The organism is Azospirillum sp. TSO22-1 (genome assembly GCF_003116015.1).
Lineage (GTDB): Bacteria > Pseudomonadota > Alphaproteobacteria > Azospirillales > Azospirillaceae > Azospirillum.
In genome coordinates this window covers 66,126-81,303 of the sequence record NZ_LGQZ01000014.1, presented here as the reverse complement: position 1 = coordinate 81,303, position 15,178 = coordinate 66,126, and the positions used below count along the sequence as shown (strand labels likewise).

The following is a 15,178-nucleotide window of genomic DNA, read 5'->3' as shown; positions in this document are numbered from 1 at the left end:
CCGTTTCGGGAGGGAGCGCATGTATTTCGGCCCGGTCCCGGTCGCTGAAGCGGCCGGCACGATCCTCGTGCACTCGGTGCGCAAGAGCTGCCTGATCCTGAAAAAGGGCCGGGTGCTGAGCGCCGAGGACGTTGCGGCGCTGGAGGCTGCGGGCTTCGCCACCGTCACCGTCGCCCGCCCGGACGCTTCCGACGTCGGTGAGGACGAGGCCGCCACCCGCGTCGCCGCGGCGCTGCGCGGCGGAAACCTGAGCGTCGCCGCCGCCTTCACCGGCCGCGTCAACCTGTTCGCCGAGGCCGCCGGCCTCGTGGTGCTGGACCGCGCGCGGCTGGAGGCGGTGAACCTCGCCGACGAATCCGTCACCATCGCCACCCTCCCCGCCTTCGCTCAGGTCGTGCCGGGCCAGATGGTGGCGACCGTCAAGATCATCCCCTTCGCCGCCCCGCGCGCCGCGGTCGAGCGGGGCGAGGCCGCGTTGGCCGAAGGCGGTGCAGCGCTGCGCGTCGCCCCCTATCGCCCCATGCGCGCCGGGCTGCTGCAGACCGAGCTGGCCGGCACCAAGGGGCCGATGCTCGACAAGACGGTGGCGGTCACCCGCGAGCGCCTGGAGTCCCTGGGCGGCACCCTGATGCACGAGGCGCGCTGCCCGCACGATGAAGCCGCTCTGGCCGCACTGATCGAGGCAGCGCGACCGCTTGGCCTCGACCTGCTGCTGATCGCCGGCGCCTCGGCCATCACCGACCGCCGCGACGTGCTGCCCGGCGCCATTGAAAGGGCCGGTGGCGTGGTGGAGCATTTCGGCATGCCGGTGGACCCGGGCAACCTGCTGCTGCTGGCGAATCTGGACGGCATTCCCGTGCTCGGCCTGCCGGGCTGCGCGCGCTCGCCGAAGCTGAACGGCTTCGACTGGGTGCTGCAACGGCTGGCGGCCGGCGTGCCGGTCTCGCGGGAGGACGTCATGCGCATGGGCGTCGGCGGCCTGCTGGCGGAGATCCCCAGCCGCGGCCTGCCCCGCGCCGGCGTGCCGGAGGCGCCGCGGGCACCCCGCATCGCCGCGGTGGTGCTGGCGGCCGGACGCTCCAGCCGCATGGGCGGCCCCAACAAGCTGCTCGCCGACGTGCACGGCACGCCGCTGCTCGCCCGCACGGTGGACGCCGTGCTTGCCTCCGCGGCGCGGCCGGTGGTGGTGGTCACCGGGCATCAGGCCGACGCGGTGCGCGCCGCGCTCGGCGGCCGGCCGGTGACGGTCGTGCACAACCCAGACTTCGCCGAGGGGCTCAGCACCTCGCTGCGCGTCGGTCTGGCGGCGCTGCCGGCCGACGTGGACGGCGTGCTGGTCTGCCTGGGCGACATGCCGGCGGTGGCCTCCGGCGTGCTCGACCGGTTGATCGCCGCGTACAACCCGACCGAGGGGCGCGCGATCTGCGTACCGGTCGCGCACGGCCGGCGCGGCAACCCGGTGCTGTGGGACCGCCGCTTCTTCGCCGACATGGCCCGCGTCAGCGGCGACACGGGCGCCAGGCACCTGATCGGCGAGAACGCGGAACAGGTCTGCGAAATCCAGGTGGAGGGCGACGGCGTACTGGCCGACGTCGACACGCCGGACGGGCTGGCGCGTCTCATGGAAAGCAGCCGGTCAGCCGGGCCCACGCCGAAAACTGGAGCCTGACCGCTGAGGTTGTGCAGCGGCACGGGGTTGCGCATGATGGCCCGCCGGCCCGCCGTCCGGCGCGACCGTCAACCGAGGACACCGCCCGCATGCTCCGCCCCCTCGTCCACGCCCTCGCCGCCGTCACCGCCCTGCTGCCCGCCCTGGCGTGGGCGCAGAACGGCACGCTGACGTTCCTGCACGTCAACGACGTGTACGAGATCGCCCCGGTGAAGGGCCGTGGCGGCATGGCCGAGCTGATGACCCTGCTGAAGCGCGAGCGCGCCCGCAACCCGGCGGCCATCACCACGCTGGGCGGCGATTTCCTGTCGCCGTCGCTGATGTCGGGCACGACCAAGGGCGCGCAGATGGTCGATATGTTCAACGCCATCGGCACCGACGCGGCGGTGTTCGGCAACCACGAGTTCGACTTCGGCGCCGAGGTGGCGCGCGAGCGCATCGGCGAGTCCCGCTTCGTCTGGCTCGGCACCAACGTGCTGGGAACCGACGGCAAGCCGTTCGGCGGCTCGGTCGCCACCTGGACCAGGCAGGCAGGCGAGCTGAAGGTCGGCTTCTTCGGCGTGCTGACGCCGCTGACCGCCAAGCTGTCCAGCCCCGGCGACAGTGTCGCCTTCACCGACGTGAAGCCCGCCGCCGAGGCGGCCATCAAGCAGCTCAAGGCGGAGGGGGCGCACGTCATCGTCGCCCTCACCCACCTGGACATCGCCGAGGACCGGCAGCTGGCCTACGACGTGAAGGGCATCGACCTGATCCTCGGCGGCCACGACCACGACCCGATCAGCTTCTACGAAGGCCACACGCTGATCCTCAAGGCCGGATACGACGCCCATTTCCTGGGCGTGGCCGACCTGAAGGTCTCCACCCGGACGACCGACAAGGGCCCGGCCACCACGGTCGAGCCGACGGAGTGGCGCCTCGTCACCACCGCCGGCGTGGCGCCGGACGCGGAGGTCGCGGCCCGGGTGAGGGGCTACACCTCCCGCTTGGACAACGACCTCAACGTCGTCATCGGCAAGACGCTGACCGACCTCGACAGCCGCAAGGAATCCGTGCGCACCCGCGAGGCGACCATGGGCAACCTGATCACCGATGCGCTCCGCGAGACGCTGAAGGCGGACGTGGCGATCACCAACGGCGGCGGCCTGCGCGGCGACGCGCTGTACCCCGCCGGCTCGGACCTGCGCCGCCGCGACTTCTTCGCCGAGAACCCCTTCGGCAACGTCGGCGTGCTGGTGGAGATGAGCGGCGCCGACCTGCTGTCGGTGCTGGAGAACGGCGTCTCCAAGGTCGAGGACAAGGCCGGGCGCTTCGCCCAGGTCTCCGGCGTCCGCTTCACCTACGATCCGAAGCTGCCGTCCGGCACCCGCGTCGTCGAGGCGCAGGTGGGCGGCAGGCCGCTCGACCCCGGGGCGACGTACAGGGTCGCCACCAACGACTACATGCTGCGCGGCGGCGACGGCTATCAGGCCTTCACCCGGGCGAAGGTGGTCATCGATCCCTCCGGCGCGGTGCTGATCGCCACCATCACCATGGAGTACGTGGCGGCCAGGGGCGCGGTGGATCCGAAGGTGGAGGGGCGCATCGTCGCGAAACCGTGACCGCCCTGCGACGTCGGAAGTCTTGACGCGGGCCGCCGGCTCCCTATGTTGGCGGCCTTGCAGGTGTGAGGTGTGTGTTGGCGAAGAAGTGGCTGTTGCGCCGGTACGCCGCCGGTCTGGCCGACCAGATCAAGCGCAGTCGTGCGACGATGCAGACGCCGTGGCAGCGTACGCTCGGCCATGTCGAGAGCGTGTTCATCGACCACGCCTGCTTCCGCCTGATCTACGCGAACCGCTACCACATGTCGCGCAACATGCAGCGCGCGGCGCAGCCCTCGCCCTCGCACATCCGGCGCTGGGCGGCGGAGGGCGTGAAGACCATCGTCAACCTGCGCGGCTCGCGCGACTGCGCCTCCTACATCCTGGAGGCCGAGGCCTGCCGCGAGGCCGGCATCGCGCTGGTGGACTTCCCGATCAACTCCCGCGATATGCCGCGCAAGGACCGGCTGCACGCCGCCCGGCGCATGTTCGAGAGCATCGAGTACCCGGCGCTGATGCACTGCAAGTCGGGTGCCGACCGCGCCGGCTTCATGTCCGCCTTCTACATGTTCGTGCACGAGAAGGCGCCGCTGGACGAGGCGGTGCAGCAGCTGCACTGGAAGTACGGCCACTTCAAGCAGGCGAAGACCGGCATCCTCGACTACTTCTTCGAGCTGTACCGCGCCTACGACGAGCGCCACCCCATCGATTTTTGGGAATGGGTGGACAGCGTGTACGACCCGATCGCCGCCAAGGAGAGCTTCCGCACCAAGGAGTGGGCGAACACGGTGGTCGACAAGCTGCTGGCGCGGGAGTAGCTCAGCTCACGCCGACGCCGGCGCGTCCTCGCCGAACTGCAGGGCGCACAGCCGCGCGTAGGTGCCGCCGGCGGCCAGAAGCTCCTCGTGCGTGCCGCGCTCGACCACGCGGCCGTCCTCCATCACGCAGATCAGGTGCGCGGTGCGCACCGTCGCCAGACGGTGGGCGATGACCAGCGTGGTGCGCCCCTCGGTCAGGCGCTCCAGCGCCTCCTGCACCAGCCGTTCGGATTCGGAATCGAGCGCGCTGGTCGCCTCGTCCAGCAGCAGGATCGGCGCGTCCTTCAGGAAAGCGCGGGCCAGCGCCACGCGCTGGCGCTCGCCGCCGGACAGCTTGGTGCCGCGGTCGCCGATCACCGTGTCGTAGCCGTCCGGCAGCTTCTCGATGAAGGCATGCGCCGCCGCCGCCTTCGCCGCAGCGACGATGTCGTCCAGCGAGGCGCCCGGCCGGCCGAAGGCGATGTTGGCGCGCACCGTGTCGTTGAACAGCACGGCGTCCTGGCTGACCAGCGCCACCGCGCCGCGCAAGCTGGTCAGCGTCACGTTGCGCACGTCCTGCCCGTCGATCAGCACCCGGCCGCCGGTGACGTCGTAGAGCCGCGGGATCAGGTTGAACACGGTGGACTTGCCGGCCCCGCTGCGTCCGACCAGCGCCACCGTGGTGCCCGGCGCCACGTCGATGTCCAGGGTCTTCAGCGTGCTGCCTTCCGCCTCGTAGGCGAAGCGCACGTCCTCCAGCCGGACGGCGCCCTTGGCCACGGTCAGCGGCTTGGCGCCGGGCTTCTCGACGATGGTCGGGCGCTGGTCGATCAGCTCGAAGATGCGCTGCGCGGCGGCGAGGCCCTCCTGCACCGCGGTGTTCAGCGTGCCGAGCGCCCGCACCGACGGCGCGGCGATCAGCAGCGCGCCGATGAAGCCGGTGAACTCGCCCACCGTGCCGCTGCCGCCGGCGATGCGCCAGCCGGCGAAGCCGATCACCCCGGCCACCGCGACGCCGCCCAGCACCTCCATCATCGGGTCGACGGCGGAGCGCTGCTGCGTCGCCTTCATGGTCAGGCGGTAGTTGTCCTCGAACGCCGCGCCGGCCCGACGCCGCTCGTAGTCTTCGAGGTTGTAGGTCTTGACCATACGCGCGCCGGACAGGCTCTCGGTCAGCAGCGCGGTCATGTCGCCCATCTGCGCCTGGGTCTGGCGCGACAGGCGGCGCAGGCGCTTGCCGATGTTGACGATCGGCATGGCGGCCAGCGGGTAGACCAGGAAGGTGATCAGCGACAGCACCCAGTCCAGATAGAACATGGAGCCGACCAGCGCGATCACCGTCAGGATGTCGCGCACCAGATTGGTGACCGTGCGCGACAGCGCGTTGCGCACCACGTCCACGTCGTTGATGAAGCGCGAGGTCAGGCTGCCGGTGGGGGCTGCGTGCAGGCTCGCCATGTCGGCGGCCAGCAGGTGGCCGAACATGGCCATGCGCACGTCGGTGAGGATGCGCTGCACGATGTCCGTCGTCACCACGGTCTGCGCGTACATGGACGCCGCCTTGACCAGCGACACCACGATGATCGCCAGCGGCACCAGCACCATCTGCGTGCGGTCCTGCGCCTCGAACATGGCGTAGGAGCGGTCGATCAGCAGCGGGTACGCGCCGGTCGCCGCCGCCAGCACGGCCATCAGCGCGAACGCGACCATCAGGCGCCCCCGGTAGGGCCGCACCCACTCCCGCCAGACGCGCCACATCAGCGCCTGCGTGCCGCCGTCGAGGCCGATGGTGTTCTTGCCGCTCACCGCAGGATCCTTCGCTGTCCGTATGGCAAAACGCCATACATGCAATACGCGGATGCCATACCGGACAACCGCCCGCCCTGTCCACCGGCGTGCCTTAACCACTCATTAGAGTCGGACATGCGACACTCCTTTAGGATTACCCCTATGGAGGTGGCCCATGGACGGCGGCGTCGTACGGACGAAACCCCGCATCGGCTTGGCCCTGGGCGGCGGCGTGGCGCGGGGATGGGCGCACATCGGCGTGCTGCGCGCGCTGAAGCGCTACGGGATCGAGCCGGACGTCGTCTGCGGCTCGTCGGTGGGGGCGCTGGTCGGCGGCGTGGCGCTGGCCGGCAAGCTGGACGCGCTGGAGGACTGGGCGCGCGGCCTCACCCGGCTGAAGATCGCCGGCTACCTGGACCTGAGATTGCGCCAGGGCGGCGGTCTGATCGGCGGCGACAAGCTGGTGGCGGAGATGCGCCGGCACCTCGGCTCCGCCCGCATCGAGGATCTGCCCGTCCCCTTCACGGCCACGGCAACGGATCTCGTCACCGGACACGAGGTCTGGCTGCAGAAGGGCGAACTGGTGGACGCGCTGCGCGCCTCCTTCTCGCTGCCCGGCGTCTTCCCGCCCGTGCCGATGGACGGGCGCTGGCTAGTGGACGGGGCTCTGGTCAACCCGGTGCCGGTGTCGTGCTGCCGGGCGCTCGGCGCGCAGATGATCATCGCCGTCAACCTGTCGGCCGACATCCTGGGCAAGGCGCGCAAGCCGGGCGCCGCGATCCCCACCGCCGCCGGCTTCGACCTGCTGGGGCTGATCGAGGAGAACAAGGCAGAGGCGCCGCGCCTGTCCTCCATCGGCGCGCTGGCGCGCCGCATCTTCCGCCGCGACTACGAGGGGCCGAGCGTGTTCGGCGTGATGGTCTCCTCGCTCGGCATCATCACCGACCGCATCACGCGCTCGCGCCTCGCCGGCGAGCCGCCGGACGTGCACGTGGCGCCCCGCCTCGGCCAGATCGGCCTGTTGGAGTTCGACCGCGCCGACGACTGCATCCGCGAGGGCGAACTAGCGGTCGAACGCGTGCTACCGGAACTGCACGACGCGCTGGCCGTGTTCAGCGCCAGCGCGCGGGAGGCGGCGCGGGTCTGACCCCACACCGCCGTCCGTCGTCAGTTGCCGAGCGCCGTGCCGACAGCCGCGCCGCCCAGGCCGCCGATGATGGCGCCGCGCTTGCCGCCGAGCGCGTAACCGCCCGCCGCCCCGGCGCCGCCGCCAAGCACAGTGCCCGTGTTGCAGGCCGCCAGCAGCGTCGTCATGGCAAGCGCCGCCGCAATCAGGCGCATCCGTTTCATCACGAAAACCCTCCTGTCAAACAACGTCATGCTGGACTAACGCGCGAGGCGCAGTTTTGCTTCCACAGCCCTTTCGAGAAAGGTGCCGAACCGGCAACATGACTTGCCGGTTCGCACCGGGAACCAACCCCGCAGCCCAGGGTTTTCCGGGCAGCACAAGGGAGAGGCAGCATGACCATCCGCAAGACTCTGACCTGCGCCGCGCTGGCGCTGTCGCTGGCCGCCTGCCAGCCGCCGGGCGGCGGGTTCGAGGACATGAACACCGGCGAGACCGTCGGCACCGTCGGCGGCGCCCTGGGCGGCGCGCTGATCGGCTCGCGCTTTGGCGGCGGCGCCGGCAAGGTGGCGACCATCGGCGTCGGTACGGTGCTGGGCGCGCTCGCCGGCCGCGAGGCGGCCCGCTACATCACCGGCAACGACAGCCGCCGCGCCGCCGACGCGGAGGAGCGCGCAATGGCCAGCAATGCGCCGATCACCTGGAACAACCCGGAGACCGGCAACCGCGGCGAGATCGTGCCGCAACGCACCTACCAGAGCCCGGCCGGCCAGACCTGCCGCGAGTACACCCACACCATCTACGTCGGCGGCAAGGCGGAGCAGGCGCACGGCACCGCCTGCCGCCAGCCGGACGGGACCTGGAAACTGGTGAGCTGACGCCGGTTGCGCCCATGGCGCCGAACCGGCAGGATCGGCGCCATGGAAGAAACCAGCACCATCATCCTGATCGGTTCGTCCCTGCTGATCGCCAGCATCCTGACCAGCGTCGTGGCGCTGCGCTTCGGCACGCCGCTGCTGCTGATCTTCCTCGGCGTCGGGCTGGCGGCGGGGCAGGACGGCATCGGCGGCATCTGGTTCAACGACGCGCCGGGCACCTTTCTGATCGGTTCGGTGGCGCTGGCCGTCATCCTGTTCGAGAGCGGGTTCGACACCCGAATCCAGAGCTACCGCACCGCCGCGTGGCCGGCGCTGACGCTGGCGACGTTCGGCGTGGCGATCACCACGGGCGTCATCGGCGTGGCGGCACACGTCCTGCTGGCGCTGCCGTGGATCGAGGCGCTGCTGATCGGCGCGGTGGTCAGCTCGACCGACGCGGCGGCCGTGTTCCTGCTGCTGCGCGTCGGCGGCATCACCATCCGTGACCGCGTCCGCTCGACGCTGGAGATCGAATCGGGCAGCAACGACCCGATGGCGATCCTGCTGACCATCGTGCTGGTCGAAGCCGCGCACATGGGCCACTTCGACCCGGCGCACGCGGCGCTGGAATTCCTCTGGGAGATGGGCGGCGGCATCCTCGGCGGGCTGGTCGGCGGTGTGCTGCTGGTGACGCTGATCAACGGCGCCAAGCTCGAATCCGGGCTGAACCTGGTCGTCTCGCTGGCGATCGCGCTGTTCGTCTTCGCCGGCACCGCCGCGCTGGGCGGCAGCGGCTTCCTGGCCGCCTACGTCGCCGGTCTGGTGGCCGGCAACGTGCACCTCCAGGGTTCGCAGAACCTGCGGCGTTTCCACAGCGGCCTGACGTGGCTCAGCCAGATCGTGATGTTCGTGATGCTGGGCCTGCTCGCCACGCCCAGCGACTTCCGCGCCATCGCCATCCCGGCAGGGACGCTGGCCTTCCTGCTGATCCTGGTGGCGCGGCCGCTGGCGGTGTGGTTGTGCCTGCTGCCCTTCCGCTTCACCGCCAACGAGACGACCTTCGTCGGCTGGGTGGGGCTGCGCGGCGCCGTGTCGATGCTGCTGGCGCTGGTGCCGATCCTGGGCGAGCTGCCTAACGGGCAGATCATCTTCAACACCGCGTTCATCGTGGTGATCGTCTCGCTGCTGGTGCAGGGCTGGACGATCGGGCCGATGGCGCGCTGGCTGCGCCTGATCGTGCCGCCGCGCACCGGCCCGGTTGAGCGCGTCGAGCTGGAACTGCCCGGCGACATCGGGCACGAACTGGTCGCCTACACCGTCCACCCCAAGAGCGCCGTCGCCCGCGGCCAGCCGCTGCCGCGCTGGGCCCGACCGTCGCTGGTGGTGCGCGACGAACGGGTGGTGCCGCTGCACAAGGCGCGGCCGATCCGCTCCGGCGACCGCGTCTATATGTTCATGGCGCCGAGCCGCCTGCCGCTCCTCGACAAGCTGATGGGCGGCACCCGCCCACTCGACCAGAGCGACCGTGAGTTCTACGGCGACCTCGTGCTCAGTCCCGACGCCACCGTGGAGCAGATCGCCGAGATGTACGGCCTGCCGCTCGCCCTGCAGAACGCCAGCCGCACGCTGCGCGCGCTGTTCCATCACGAGTTTCCGAAGGGGTTCGAGCTGGGCGACCGCGTCCGCATGGGCAGCGTGGAACTGATCGTGCGCGACCTGGACGAGGACGGCGAGATCACCTCGGTCGGCCTCGACCTTGATCCGCCGACGCCGAACCAGACCCGGCTGCCGCTGCTGCTGCGCCCCGGCCAGATCCGCGAGCGCATCGAGACGTGGTGGGGCCGCACAGCGTTCCGCCGCTGGCAGGAACGGCAGCGGCGCGGCCGGAGTTAGCGGGCCGCCTTGGCCGCGCGCTGCTCGCGGACCATCTCCGCCAGCGCGTCGGGCATCATCGGCCGGCCGAACAGGTAGCCCTGGAGTTGGTCGCAGCCGGTGGAGGCCAGGAACTCCTGCTGCTCCACCGTCTCCACGCCTTCGGCGACGGTGACGAGGCCGAGGCCGTGCGCCATGCCGACCGCGGCGCGCACCAGCGCGGCGTTGCGGCTGTTCTCCGGCACGTCGACGATGAAGGCGCGGTCGATCTTCAGCTTCGCCACCGGCAGCTGCTGCACGTAGCTCAAGCTGGAATAGCCCGAGCCGAAGTCGTCGATCGCCACCTGCACGCCGATGTCTGCCAGATCGCTCAGCGTCCGCACCGCGACCTTGAGGTCGCGCACCGCCGCCTGTTCGGTGATTTCCAGGCCGAGGTGGCCGCGCAGGTGCGGCTGGTCCTCCAGCAGCTCGACCAGACGGTGGGTCAGGTTGCCTCGCAGGAACTGCTGGCCGGAGATGTTCAGAAACACCCGCTTCGGCAGCACGCCCCGGCTGTCCCACTCGGCCATCTGCCGCACCACGGTGGCCAGCACCCAGTCAGTGATCGGGACGATCAGCCCGCTCTCCTCGGCCACCGGGATGAACTCGCCCGGCGAGATGGCGCCAAGCGTGTGGTGCGTCCAGCGCAGCAGCGCCTCGGCGCTGGTCACCTCGCCGGTCTTCGCCTCGACGATCGGCTGGTAGACGAGGTGCAGCTCGTTGCGCTCGATGGCGTGGGCGAGGTGCATGGTCAACAGCATGCGCCGCGTCGCCGCCGCCGCCATCTCCGGCGTGTAGAAGCACACCGCGTTGCCGCCGTTGTGCTGGACCGATTGCAGCGCCAGTTTAGCCTTGGCGTTCAACTCCTCCACGCGCTGCACCGACGGGTCGAACACCGCGGCGCCGATGGAGACGCGCAGCCGCACCCAGTGCCGGTCGGCGTAGATGGAGGCGGTCAGCCGGTCGTGCAGCACGTCGGCCAGCGTGCGCGCCTGGTCCAGGTCGTCCACCCGCGACAGCGCCGCGAACTCGTCGGCGGCGATGCGGCAGATGTAGGTCTCCTTCGGCAGAACCTCGATGACGCGGCTGACCAATGCCTTCAGCGCCGCGTCGCCGACGTGGAAGCCGAACGCCTCGTTGATGTCGCTGAACTGGTCGACGTCGAGCGAGTAGAGCGCGAAGCACGGGGTGGTATCCCCGCCGCCGTCAACGCTGCCGCGCGCCAGCACCGCCTCGCATTCCTCCAGGAAGGCGGTGCGGGTCAGCACGCCGGTCAGCGCATCGTGCCGCGCCAGATAGGAGGCGCGCTGCTCCGCCGCCAGCCGGTCGGAAATGTCGCGGATCATGGCGACGAAGGTGATCTCCTCGCCCAACCGCGCCTGACCGACGCTTAGGTGGATAGGGAAGACGGTGCCGTCCTTGCGCCTGCCCAGCGACTCGCGGCCGATGCCGATGATCTTGGCGCGATCGGTCTGCAGGTAGGTCTGGATGAAGCGGTCGTGGTCGCGCGAGAACGGCGGCGGCATCAACGCCGTCACGTTCTGGCCCAGCAGTTCCGCCTCCTCGTAGCCGAACTGCTGGCAACAGGCGCGGTTGATCGAGCGGATGGCGCCCCGCCGATCGGTGATGACGATGCCGTCCACCGCCGCGTCGAGCAGGGTCGCTACGAACGGGTCGCGGCGCATCACGAAGTCGGCGATGCGCTCCTCGTCGGCGATGTCGTGCAGCACGCCGAGGAATCCCGGCGCCCCGCCGTCCGGCCCCTGGTGCGGGATGACGCAGCCGGTGAGCATGAGGCGCCGCCCGTCGCCGCGCGTGGCGACGCAATCCACCGGCGCCGCCACGCCCGTCGCGGCCACGCCGGCCAGCGCCACGGCGACGCTGCGGGCGACCGGATGATCGAATTCGCTCAAGTGGCGGCCGATCAGGGCCTTCGGCGTTGCATCAAGAAGGGCGGCGAATCCGGGAGCCACATGATAACAGCTCCCATCGGCACCGACATAGACCAGGGGGAACGCCGAATGATCAAGCAGGCTCGCCGCCAACGAGGCCAGGAACTCGGTTCCACGCGGAAGCCCGGCCACCGCAGGGCCGTCCAGTTCCTTGAGTTCAGCCGTGGAGCCAACTGACAAGACCGTACCTGCTTCCCAGAAAGGCGAGCCCGGCCAGAAGCCGGGCGGCAATTATGACGGTTCCCGCATCGATTTCCAACAACTCGACGGTTGCGGCTGCTGGTTTCGATGCTCGCACACGAAAGAATGATGCTGGCTCGCCCGCACGCGCACCGCTGAGGCTCGCACGAACGGAGTATGCTCTCCGGTATAAGGAGGGTGCCGCGGCGGGGCAACCAATTCCAATGCGTACGATCAAAAATGCCGCACCTCGGATCGCCGGACGTGTATGTCAGGGGGGACCGAACCTGTTTGCCGTGCGCATCCATCCCATATGCAGGCGACAAGGAGAGAGCCATGCCAACGCCCGATCCCACCACCACCCGCCTCGACGCCGCCCGCCATACGTTGGAGCAGGCGCTGTCCGGCCTTGTGCCCTATCCGGAGATGGTGCGCCGCGTCTTCGAGGAGCTGATCGCCGCCAAGGTCCAGGCAATGGCCGAGGATTCCGCCCGCGCGATCGAGGATCGCACGCGCGACCACAACCGCCCGACGGGGGCGTGACGCACGGCGGGGACCGGCCCAGCATCGCAAATGCTCACGAGCCGGCGTCCATGCCCAGCACCGAGCGGCAAGCGGCGACCACCTCCTCGGGCCGGACGGAGAAGTCGAAATCGTAGGTAGTGCTGCCGCGGTTCTCCAGTGTCGGACCGACCACGCGGCGATAGCGCTGATGCAGAGTCGCTGTCAGCACGCCGTATTGCGCGATGGTGAACTGTCGGTGCGTCAGCTCGACGAACGCCGCGCCGGGCGGGCAGAACAGGATCGCTGCCGTTCCGCCGCCAAGCGCCCCCACCACCAATTCGGCCGAGGCAAAGAGGGCGATCTGCTCAGCCATGGAATAGTCCTCGGGGGCCACCGCCTCCACGCCCAGCGGGGCGAGGGCGTCGAGCAGCTCCTGCTCGTTAACCAGCGTCCGGTAGTTGGCCGAACGCCGCAGCATGAAGAGACGCCGACGCGAACGCCGCATGCCCTCGGCGATGCGGGGCGCGAGACGGCGGCGCAGGAAGTCGATGTGCAGCGGCGACGCGAACTTGTGCCGATGGGTCAGCGACGGAATCCACAGCCGGTCGGCCTCGATTACCGGGACGTCCGGCAGGGTGACGATACGCGCCGGATCGACGCCCAAGAGTGCCATCAGGTCCCGCACCGACCGCATCATGTGCGGCGTGACCAGCAACGGCAGCCGGTCGAGTTCGGGGAAGCGTTCCAGCACGGTGAGGCGCGACAGCCACTCCTGCACCAGATGCGACCAGTTGGCGACGCCGCCGATCAGGATCGCCTCCCCCTCGATCCGGGCGGCCGGCGGCGGCAAGTCCGAAAGGACGTCGCCGCTCCGGCTCTGCTTCGGGAATTCCGGGCCACCGAGGCTGTCCGGATCGTAATGCAGCAGGCCGTCCAGCAGAACCGTATCGCCGCATGTCACCGCCCAGGTCGCGGTGACAATGCGTGCACCATCCACGCGCGCAAGGAAGACTTCCGGGAACACAACGTCGTGGCGTCGGCCGGTGTCGTCGACACAGGTGACCGCACGCTCCGGCTGCACCTCCGTGTAAGGCCAGCCCCGTTCGGCGCACAGGTCCGCAGCGCGGCGGCGGCGCAGGATGCGCGGCTCCGCGCCTTTCGGCCGGTTCGGGTCGCCCGCCATCGCCGCCGCGTAGGCGCGAGCGGCCTCGTCCCGGCGGCCGATGTCGAGGAAACGGAAGGCGATCTCCCTGAGGTCTTCGCCGCGCCCCTGGAAGCGCGCGGCCGCACCGGCAAGGCGTTCGGCCGCCTCGTCGGCGCGCTCCAGCGCAACCAGCGCTTGGACGCTGCCCAGCCAACCGTCGCGCCGGTCGGGGTCCTGGCGGATCGCCACCTCGAAGTGATGCAGCGCGCCGGCCATGTCGCCAAGTGTCAGCAGCGCCCGGCCCGCGCAGGCCCGGAGGTCGGCAGTATCCGCAAGGGCGAGCGCCTGGAGGAAGTAGTGCAGCGCAGCCTCCTCGGCACCCGGCTTCATGTGAACGTCCCCGAGCGCACGCCATGCTGCCGCGTCGGTGGGATCGATGAGCGTGGCCCGGATCATCAGGGCGACGCCCTCAGGCACGGCGTTGTCGGCGGCGGCGGCGCGCCCGGCGCGCAGCCACACCACCGCGTTGTACGGCTCCAGCACGGCGGCCCGACGGTAGTCAAATCGGGCGAGCCCAGTCTGCGCCGTCATCTCCGCGACGTAGCCCAGCAGAAGGTAAGGGCCGGCGCTGTCGCTCGGGTTGGTCGCCAACCAAGCCCGATAGTCCTTCCCTGCCTCCAGGTCTCCCTGGTCGAGCCGGGTGAGCAGCAGCCATTCCGCGGCTTCGGCATGGTCGGGGGCGATGTCCAGAACCGTACGGAACACCCCTTCTGCGGTAGCCGCGTCACCTGCCTTGTAGTAGGCCAGCGCCCGGGCGAAGGTCTGGTCAATCAGTGACTTGAGGAAGTCGGCCAAGGATTTTCTCCCCACTGCAAGGAGAGCGAATCTCTACACGCACACACCGATCGGTGCCATGCAAAGGTGCGGCGGAAAATGGTGATCCGGGTGGGACTCGAACCCACGACCACATGATTAAAAGTCACGTGCTCTACCGACTGAGCTACCGGATCAGCTCTGTGGCCGCCTCTTGATGAGATGGGGCGGCGGGGCGGGCGGCACCATAGGGGGACGGGGCGGTCCGGTCAACCGCCCCGACGCGTTCCCAGGTCCGCGGCCTCACTGTTTCAGCGTCTGCACCCGAGTCGAGGTGTCGTCGTCCAGCGCGAAGCGTTCGGCCAGATGCTTGTTCACCCGCGGGCTGACGAACTGCGTGATGTCGCCGCCCAGCCGGCCGATCTCCTTCACGAAACGCGAGGAGATGAACTGGTGCCGCTCCGACGCCATCAGGAACATCGTCTCGATCTTCGGGTTCAGGCGGGCGTTCATGCCCGCCATCTGGAACTCGTACTCGAAGTCGGATACCGCCCGCAGACCGCGGATGATGACCGAGGCGTTGTTCTCGATGGCGAAGTGCATCAGCAGCGTGTCGAACGCCCGCACCTCGACGGTGCAGCCGTTCTTGTCCAGCGCCGCCACCTCCTCGCGGACCATCTGCAGCCGTTCGTCGGTGGAGAACAGCGGGCCCTTGCCGGCGTTGCGGGCGACGCCCACGACCAGCGTATCGAGCATCCGCGAGGCACGCTGGATGATGTCCAGGTGCCCGTTGGTGATCGGGTCGAAAGTGCCGGGGTAGACGCCGATGCGCCGCTTGGACATGGGATGATTCCTCTAGC

Annotated in this window: 12 protein-coding genes and 1 tRNA gene; 7 read left to right on the top strand and 6 right to left on the bottom strand. The window is 69.9% G+C overall.

The window, feature by feature from the left end:
- Positions 1-19 precede the first annotated feature (19 nt).
- The 3 genes from TSO221_RS04635 (at position 20) to TSO221_RS04625 (ending at position 4,064) form a co-directional block, all read left to right on the top strand.
- A complete protein-coding gene (locus TSO221_RS04635) occupies positions 20-1,669 on the top strand; it encodes a molybdopterin-binding/glycosyltransferase family 2 protein (protein WP_109117305.1) in 1,650 nt (549 codons plus the stop codon).
- An 89-nt stretch (positions 1,670-1,758) separates the two neighbouring features.
- Complete coding sequence (locus TSO221_RS04630; RefSeq protein ID WP_109117304.1) at positions 1,759-3,267, top strand: 5'-nucleotidase C-terminal domain-containing protein; 1,509 nt, start codon at positions 1,759-1,761, stop codon at positions 3,265-3,267.
- 74 nt (positions 3,268-3,341) lie between these two features.
- The gene (locus TSO221_RS04625) at positions 3,342-4,064 is read left to right on the top strand and encodes a sulfur transferase domain-containing protein (RefSeq protein WP_247877909.1); all 723 of its coding nucleotides are present in this window, start codon (positions 3,342-3,344) and stop codon (positions 4,062-4,064) included.
- A 6-nt stretch (positions 4,065-4,070) separates the two neighbouring features.
- On the opposite strand, the gene TSO221_RS04620 is transcribed toward TSO221_RS04625, so the two are convergent.
- Complete coding sequence (locus TSO221_RS04620) at positions 4,071-5,849, bottom strand: ABC transporter ATP-binding protein (protein ID WP_348770251.1); 1,779 nt, start codon at positions 5,847-5,849, stop codon at positions 4,071-4,073.
- Positions 5,850-6,006: 157 nt separating this feature from the next.
- Here TSO221_RS04620 and TSO221_RS04615 point away from each other — a divergent pair, with 157 nt between their 5' ends.
- Positions 6,007-6,978 carry a patatin-like phospholipase family protein gene (locus tag TSO221_RS04615; protein WP_109117303.1) on the top strand — a complete coding sequence of 324 codons (972 nt, stop codon included), beginning with the start codon at positions 6,007-6,009 and terminating at the stop codon, positions 6,976-6,978.
- A 20-nt stretch (positions 6,979-6,998) separates the two neighbouring features.
- Here TSO221_RS04615 and TSO221_RS04610 read toward each other — a convergent pair whose 3' ends face one another.
- Positions 6,999-7,181: a hypothetical protein gene (locus TSO221_RS04610; RefSeq protein WP_109117302.1), complete on the bottom strand. Its 183-nt coding sequence runs from the start codon at positions 7,179-7,181 to the stop codon at positions 6,999-7,001.
- Between the two features lie 171 nt (positions 7,182-7,352).
- Here TSO221_RS04610 and TSO221_RS04605 point away from each other — a divergent pair, with 171 nt between their 5' ends.
- The gene (locus TSO221_RS04605; RefSeq protein WP_109117301.1) at positions 7,353-7,835 is read left to right on the top strand and encodes an RT0821/Lpp0805 family surface protein; all 483 of its coding nucleotides are present in this window, start codon (positions 7,353-7,355) and stop codon (positions 7,833-7,835) included.
- Positions 7,836-7,877: 42 nt separating this feature from the next.
- Positions 7,878-9,707, top strand: coding sequence for a potassium/proton antiporter (locus TSO221_RS04600; protein ID WP_109117300.1), 1,830 nt, complete (start codon positions 7,878-7,880; stop codon positions 9,705-9,707).
- On the opposite strand, the gene TSO221_RS04595 is transcribed toward TSO221_RS04600, so the two are convergent.
- On the bottom strand, positions 9,704-11,809 hold the full coding sequence (locus TSO221_RS04595) for a bifunctional diguanylate cyclase/phosphodiesterase (protein ID WP_282187707.1): 2,106 nt from the start codon (positions 11,807-11,809) through the stop codon (positions 9,704-9,706). The genes TSO221_RS04600 and TSO221_RS04595 overlap by 4 nt on opposite strands.
- Before the next feature lie 384 nt (positions 11,810-12,193).
- Between TSO221_RS04595 and TSO221_RS04590 the strand changes: the two genes are divergently transcribed.
- Entirely contained in the window at positions 12,194-12,400 is a 207-nt protein-coding gene (locus tag TSO221_RS04590) for a hypothetical protein (protein WP_109117298.1), read from the top strand.
- A gap of 34 nt (positions 12,401-12,434) precedes the next feature.
- Here TSO221_RS04590 and TSO221_RS04585 read toward each other — a convergent pair whose 3' ends face one another.
- The 3 genes from TSO221_RS04585 to coaD all read right to left on the bottom strand — a co-directional run bounded on the left by TSO221_RS04585 (position 12,435) and on the right by coaD (position 15,161).
- Positions 12,435-14,360: a glycosyltransferase family 61 protein gene (locus tag TSO221_RS04585; RefSeq protein WP_158283989.1), complete on the bottom strand. Its 1,926-nt coding sequence runs from the start codon at positions 14,358-14,360 to the stop codon at positions 12,435-12,437.
- A 79-nt stretch (positions 14,361-14,439) separates the two neighbouring features.
- Positions 14,440-14,515, bottom strand: a tRNA-Lys gene (locus TSO221_RS04580).
- A 106-nt stretch (positions 14,516-14,621) separates the two neighbouring features.
- Positions 14,622-15,161, bottom strand: coding sequence for a pantetheine-phosphate adenylyltransferase (gene coaD / locus TSO221_RS04575; protein ID WP_109117296.1), 540 nt, complete (start codon positions 15,159-15,161; stop codon positions 14,622-14,624).
- Positions 15,162-15,178: the final 17 nt, after the last annotated feature.

Bases quoted from the DNA above. Each gene is read 5' to 3' on its own strand.
- TSO221_RS04635 (WP_109117305.1), top strand. From the start codon at position 20: ATGTATTTCGGCCCGGTCCCGGTCGCTGAAGCGGCCGGCACGATCCTC.
- TSO221_RS04630 (WP_109117304.1), top strand. From the start codon at position 1,759: ATGCTCCGCCCCCTCGTCCACGCCCTCGCCGCCGTCACCGCCCTGCTG.
- TSO221_RS04615 (WP_109117303.1), top strand. From the start codon at position 6,007: ATGGACGGCGGCGTCGTACGGACGAAACCCCGCATCGGCTTGGCCCTG.
- TSO221_RS04610 (WP_109117302.1), bottom strand. From the start codon at position 7,181: ATGAAACGGATGCGCCTGATTGCGGCGGCGCTTGCCATGACGACGCTG.
- TSO221_RS04605 (WP_109117301.1), top strand. From the start codon at position 7,353: ATGACCATCCGCAAGACTCTGACCTGCGCCGCGCTGGCGCTGTCGCTG.
- TSO221_RS04600 (WP_109117300.1), top strand. From the start codon at position 7,878: ATGGAAGAAACCAGCACCATCATCCTGATCGGTTCGTCCCTGCTGATC.
- TSO221_RS04590 (WP_109117298.1), top strand. From the start codon at position 12,194: ATGCCAACGCCCGATCCCACCACCACCCGCCTCGACGCCGCCCGCCAT.
- coaD (WP_109117296.1), bottom strand. From the start codon at position 15,161: ATGTCCAAGCGGCGCATCGGCGTCTACCCCGGCACTTTCGACCCGATC.